This window comes from Phocaeicola faecalis (assembly GCF_021730445.1).
Taxonomy (GTDB): Bacteria; Bacteroidota; Bacteroidia; order Bacteroidales; family Bacteroidaceae; genus Phocaeicola; species Phocaeicola faecalis.
This window is the reverse complement of record NZ_JADNRM010000035.1, coordinates 1-6,405: the sequence shown is the minus strand read 5'-3', so window position 1 is coordinate 6,405 and position 6,405 is coordinate 1. Positions and strand designations below refer to the sequence as shown.

General features: G+C 44.9%; 6 protein-coding genes. All 6 read right to left on the bottom strand.

What is annotated here, in order from left to right; genetic code table 11:
- The coding region (locus tag IR173_RS17740) for an O-antigen ligase family protein (protein ID WP_449580646.1) at window positions 1–1,088 on the bottom strand (1,088 nt) is incomplete at its 3' end.
- Between the two features lie 154 nt (window positions 1,089–1,242).
- Window positions 1,243–3,108 carry a discoidin domain-containing protein gene (locus IR173_RS17735; RefSeq protein WP_237040840.1) on the bottom strand — a complete coding sequence of 622 codons (1,866 nt, stop codon included), beginning with the start codon at window positions 3,106–3,108 and terminating at the stop codon, window positions 1,243–1,245.
- Between the two features lies 1 nt (window position 3,109).
- The gene (gene lepB / locus IR173_RS17730) at window positions 3,110–4,003 is read right to left on the bottom strand and encodes a signal peptidase I (RefSeq protein ID WP_237040839.1); all 894 of its coding nucleotides are present in this window, start codon (window positions 4,001–4,003) and stop codon (window positions 3,110–3,112) included.
- Between the two features lies 1 nt (window position 4,004).
- Complete coding sequence (locus IR173_RS17725) at window positions 4,005–4,871, bottom strand: hypothetical protein (protein ID WP_237040838.1); 867 nt, start codon at window positions 4,869–4,871, stop codon at window positions 4,005–4,007.
- 166 nt (window positions 4,872–5,037) lie between these two features.
- Window positions 5,038–6,042, bottom strand: coding sequence for a 6-bladed beta-propeller (locus IR173_RS17720; protein ID WP_237040837.1), 1,005 nt, complete (start codon window positions 6,040–6,042; stop codon window positions 5,038–5,040).
- 128 nt (window positions 6,043–6,170) lie between these two features.
- Window positions 6,171–6,398: an NVEALA domain-containing protein gene (locus IR173_RS17715; protein WP_237040842.1), complete on the bottom strand. Its 228-nt coding sequence runs from the start codon at window positions 6,396–6,398 to the stop codon at window positions 6,171–6,173.
- Between the last annotated feature and the right edge of the window lie 7 nt (window positions 6,399–6,405).

The following is a 6,405-nucleotide window of genomic DNA, read 5'->3' as shown; positions in this document are numbered from 1 at the left end:
AGGGCGTGTCCGTATTCAAACAGATAGCGGGCATTCCATTTCATGTCTTCGTATATCTCTGCATACACTTCCGCCGCCTGCTCATAAGCCCCCGAACGGTAGAACATCTGTTTCCGGTGCCATGCCGCAGAAGCTGTCTCGCGCACCTCCTTCCACCGATACACCCGGTAGCACCCATAGCCTGCCGGCAACAATAAGAGTATGGTTCCCACCATGCAAACCAACGGCCGTTGGGATGAAAGGGCCTTTATCGTGCACCCCATTACCAGCAGTGCCAGTGCGATGACAAACAGAAGAAACTGGAATGGATAGGAAGAAAAAGAGAACACGGCCAAAGACAACAGTGCCCCGCACAGTCCATATTCCTTCTGCCTATGCCCGGCATAACCGCTTCCACCCACCGCCAGCAACGCAAGCAGGAGTACGGGAACTCCCCATGCCATCGCCACCTGAAGATATTCATTGAACACATACTCGGGTGACCCCGCCACCCGTTCTTCCGTCTCTGTATAATCTCCCGCCAAGAAATAATCCTCCTGCGCCTGCCCATAGGCACCGGGGACACCTTCCCATCCGTATCCGCGCCACGGTTGTCCGGCTATGGCGTGCACGGACACCTTCCACATCAGCAGCCTTCCGTCTGCCGAGTCCTTCTTCATCAGGTAAACACCGGCAAGTATCCCTCCTGCAAGCAATATCAGCAGAATTGTTCCCGCTTTCGTCCGTCTCGGGTGACAACGGATGTAGGCGTGAATCCCCTTCCGGTAATGCATATATGCGATGTATGCCGACGAGACCGCCCCGGCCATCCATGCCGAGCGGCTCATTCCGGCCGGCAACACACAAATAAGGAGTACCAACACGGATAAAGTTATATAATAGATTGCCGTTTTCTTTTCCTTCCTGCGCTTCAGCCATTCATACAGACAGACCGGAAGCGTCATGGCAAGGAAACCGGAGTAAGGCCCCGGATTGTAGAAAGAGCCGGTAAGGGCATAGAGCGAGTGGTTGGAGGCGGTAAAGCCATATACCTGTGCAAGCCCCCATACCGCTTCCACCGCACCGGCAAGAATGAAGAGCCAGGTGATNGGCCCCGGATTGTAGAAAGAGCCGGTAAGGGCATAGAGCGAGTGGTTGGAGGCGGTAAAGCCATATACCTGTGCAAGCCCCCATACCGCTTCCACCGCACCGGCAAGAATGAAGAGCCAGGTGATTAAAACCGGTATGCCATGCAATGCCTTCTTAATAAAAGAACTGTTCTCCATGCTCCTTCAATATAAATAACTGTTCCTCACGTCCGCGGCTCAAATCACGCAACCACAACACGGCACCGGAAGGAATACGGTCATACTTCAGCCTGTCTGTCACCGCCGTCTGCCTTCCCAACGATATCCAGCCTTCTGCGCCATTCTGGTAAAACAATTCATACTCATCGCCCGGACGGATAAAATTATCATCGTTGCGGGGAACAATATGAATCCTGTCCACCCGGCATTCTTTCTTCAAATCAACGGTTATCGGTTCCCTGTTTTGTTCTTTGGACTGATAATAGGACAGGATATCCCCATCCGTCATATAGTTCCCTGTATGCCTCAAGTCCATGGCAGCCGGAATCCGGTACAGTTCCGCATCCAGTTTCAGTCCGTCTTTCCCATAAAAGGCGATTTCGGCTATCTCGGTATATCTTACTCCCGGAGGAGTGATGCGTATGTATCTGACGGGACTGTCGGGAAGTGAGTCCAGCCACACATGGTTTGTCCTGATTGTATCCTTGATGTGTGCCAACAATACCGTCTGCCGGAAGTCCGCCGAACGTGCCCCCTCTATGATACTTCCGGTCAGGGCCGCCACGTATTCCTTCATCTGGATGTGGAGGGGATACTTCCTGAAAAGTTCTGCCGTCCGGGTATGTAAAGTATCGGGGACATAGGTATGCACCTTTCCATCCTTATCCAGGCTGAAAGGGTATCCGGCAGCTGAATAAACCCCTCCTTTTGACTTCTGATACATGGGAAGAAAACGGATGCCCGGCTCCAGATTGTGGAAAGTCACTTCCTGTCCGGCACGTTCGGTCCTGTCGACAGCCGTCATTGCCCCGCATGAGAAAATACAGAGACTGACCTCTTTCACCTCGGGCGGACATTGTATCTTTACCTTTGCGCTGTTCTTGCCGAAATATTCAGCCGTCACATCTTCCAGCTGTCCCCAATACTGCTTACGGAAAACTTTTCCCTTGGGACGTCCGTCATCCGCCCCTCTTTCCGGCTCCGTCTGGGTAATCCAGAATGGGACAAACAGCCCTGTGGTATCCCTTAATATAGTCCAGGAGTGCGCCCCACTGATATAAGGTGAAGCAATGTAGCAGTCGGTACCTACAGGGATGCCCAATGCGCGGAGGATATAGACCGTGATGTCGCATGATTCGGGACATTGCCCGGTGTGGTGGTCGAGCAGGAACAGACCGCCGCAATGCGGGAGGCTGAAGTGGGTATTCCATATAAATCCCTCTTCTTTAAACTTCTTACGGACAGCCTTTACCACCTCCAGCACATCGCTGCCGCCATACATCGAATCGACGGTTGCGGCATACCGGTCATAATAAACCCTTCTCCATGCTTCCAGAGGCTCGTTTGCAATGCGGTATGGGAGTACATATTCGCAAAAGTCATCAAATGAATAATATTTTGCCCACGGACGTTTTCCCCACACTTCAAAAGCATGGTCGATATTGTCTATCAGATAGTCGGCTGTTATGACCTCCGCATCATATACCTTGCGGGTGTCTCTATAAGAAAAATGACTCCATACCCTTTTCACCGAATCCAGCCACGGGCCTTCGCGATATACCGTAGCCATCCATCTCAGGCTCTTCAGGGAATCAATCCGGGGGTCGGCATAAAAGTAGCAGTTCTCCATGTGCTCTATCAGGTAACAGGCCGCCTTGTATTTCAGCTCGTCGCCGGCATAATGCTCCAGCACTTTCTCCAGTTCGGCCCTGTTCTTACCGGCGCGTTCCAGAGTGCCCTCCATGCCGTTCCTCCGGCTGCAGGCCATCACCAGCGACAGGCACACCACCCATAAACCAAGAAAAAGTATCCTTTTATTCATTTCACTCTATCTTTTTAAATACCCTGTCCCAGCGGATATGTCCGTCGGCAGGGTCTTTCGATTTCCATATTCTTGTTGCTTTTCCCACTATGTAGCTTTCGGGCAGCAGCCCCCAATACCGCGAATCGCGGGAGTTCTCCATGTTGTCGCCCGATACAAAGTAATAGTTCTCCTTAAACCGATATTCCCTTATCAGGCTGTCGCCCAAGTAAATAAGTTTATCCCTCAATGAAAGTTCCTTTTTTTGTTCGTACCTTATGATATGTTGATAAAATAATATTGAAATGCTATCCAATGATACCACCTGCCCTTTTGCCGGGACAGGCAATGGACCGAATTCCTTTATCGTCCATCCCAACCGTTTGCTCCACGGAAAACTCTCCATAACCACTCCCCGTGAATCGTTTTCCGTCAGGGCGGAGATGCGTCTTTGGGCGGCCATATTTCCTAATTCTTCCCCTGTTCCGCGTATCCTATAGAATCCGTTCCTTATTTCCAGCGTATCTCCCGGCAGGGCGATACAGCGTTTTACATAATACAGCATGACATCCATCGCCAGGGAGTCTTTCTTGGCAGGATAAGGGAAATTAAAGACCAGCACATCATTGCGCTTAATCTTTCCGACTCCCGGCAACCGGTGAATCTTCACCTCCTTGTCTTCCAGTGCATCCCAGATATTGAAGATGCGGGCTCCCATTATCCATTTGTTCACCAATACATTATCGCCTGCCTGTAAAGCGGGATACATGGAGTCGGAAGGAATATGGAAGGTGGTGAAAGTGGTGACCTGAAACAATATAAAGACTATAATCAGAATACAAATACTGAATAATACGGTTAACAGTCTGTCTGCTATCCGTCCTATTTTTTTTCTAATCAAATCTTTGTACTCCATCTTATAGTTTCAAAATATATAAGTTATCATCATCGGTATATTTCTTCAGATAGAAAGTATTGTCTATTAATACTCCCATCAGGTATAAATCGTCGAGCTCGATACGTCTTACAGGATTCCCATCCCAAGAGTACACATCAATATATGTTTTCTCTCCAAACTTATCAGTATCCTGATTCAGCATATAAAAATATTTTTCATCAGCATTTATATTATACATGTAGCAGGCTCCCTCTTTGATGTAATTCTCGGCAGAAGCATTCTTGTAGTTGATGACAGAGGCCGGAACCAGCCTTTTGTCGGTCGTATTGATGTTATACAGCTCTATCTGGTTGAACTTGCTGCGTCCTATGATTAGTTTGTCTCTGTATACGTGGCATACCAAGTCATAGGGAATATCTTTATTGTCGAAATATCCTTGGGCTACACTGATGCTGTCGTATGATTCTTGCGTTAAGAGATTCACCAAATGGACTCCGGTTTCTTTTGGGGCAAGTTTGTAGACGCAACACAATGTGTCATTCACCGAGCATATATATTGATAGAAATTCGGTGTGGTCTTGCCGTTCGTCGTTTTTAGATATACTACACTGTCGTTTTCGTATTTGAATTCCTTTATGGCGTAGTTATCGTATAATTTGAGCTTCTTTCCGCTGTTATGCATCATCTGTACATTCAGCGATAACTCTTCCTGCGCCCCGCCATAGGTGCCAAATGCGGTACTTTTCTTTAAATCGGTAGGAAGTATGTTGAATGCGGGAGCTGTTTTATCGCTCTTTAATAAAATCATGGAATCATAGGTTGTCATTTCTGCTATATCACACACCAGTGGGAGCGGCTGAGGTAATGGCTTTCTTTCTTCAGTCATCTCTTCCCAGTTAATTTCTGTAATTAATGAAGGCGAGTGGCTTCCTGTTTTTGGCGTGCAACCTGCAATTCCGGCGGCTATAACTAGCAGACTATATAAATATATATATTTCATTGTACAGAGTAAGCTATGCGATAAATCGCATAGCTTATTTTTTTATTTATAATTAAATTAGACCATTCAACTCTAAATATCCGAACTGTATATCATCATTGAACGACATGATAATTCTATTGCTATTATCATCATAGCAAAAGTCTGTTATTTTCCGATTTATATCTAAAGTTTTAAGATAGTTTCCCTCGATATCGAAAACAAAGAATTTTGTAGGATAATAATCATCGGTTCGCTCGTTACCGCCTGAATATGAAGCGATAATCTTATCTTTGGCTAATGCTACTTTACTATAGTAATGAGTTGCTGTCGGATTTTCTTTCCATTCCGGTCCATAAATATTATATTTCAAATTTCCCATTATATCAGTTATTACCATTAAATCATAGCCTGTATAGCACTCCACACAGATGTTTTTAGTTTCTGAAGCAGTAAAACAAACACGTTTCTTTTCTATTTCAGGATGGTTTTCTTTTAAAGGAAGTATTTTACCTGTTTGCATATTAAGACGTGCCAACATTTGTTTGAAAGAAGAAGAACTGGTAGGGGAAATCATTCTGCCTATAGCCAGCGTATCGCTGAAAAATTGATATACATCTGGGAATATTCCTTTATCCATTTCCATTTTCACGTTTGGCATATAGAAAGGATTAGCAAACGCACTATCCACATTGTAACTGAATATTTTTTGTTTTCCATAGTCGGATATATATAAATTCTTGCGTATATTGTCTATGCCAATATTCCCAAGAATTGTAATTTCACCAGGTCCTTGTCCCAATTCTCCTATACTTTGCACGTAAGTAAAATCCTGCATGTTAAAAATATGAATAAGCTGATTTGAGGATTTATGGTCTGCAATAATCAGATGATTATCCATAGAATATAAACGTGTTGTAGAGCCTATTAAAATATCGCCAGTCTGGAATTCTTTTACTTTCTGATAACAGTTTTCTATTTTGTTACGAACTGTCTGGTGCTTTTCGGTTGTTGCATTATTAGTGCAACTAGTTATGGCTAACACAATAAATAATATGTTTGCTATTTTTCTTAACATAAGTATTTGCTTTTAGAAAGAGAAAAGCAAAAATTAGAATAAGATTCTATTATCATAAATTCTACTTTTCTCCTTCGTTTTTACTTTTAGAGAATTCAATCAAGCTGTTCGGCTATTAATTCCTCTTTTTATAGATTTGCTTCTCTATAAGTCGGAAACCAGTAATGGCATAAACAACCATCACCATTATCCAAACAACCATTTTCGCACATTGGGTTTTCATCATCAGCCAATGCTTCCACATTAGCCAAAGCCAAATCAGACGTCACATCCGATTTCTGAGAGTTATACACATTAAATCCTGCTACCAGAGCAAACGCAGCAACAACTGTTGCTTTCAAAATATTCTTTTTCATCTCTTTT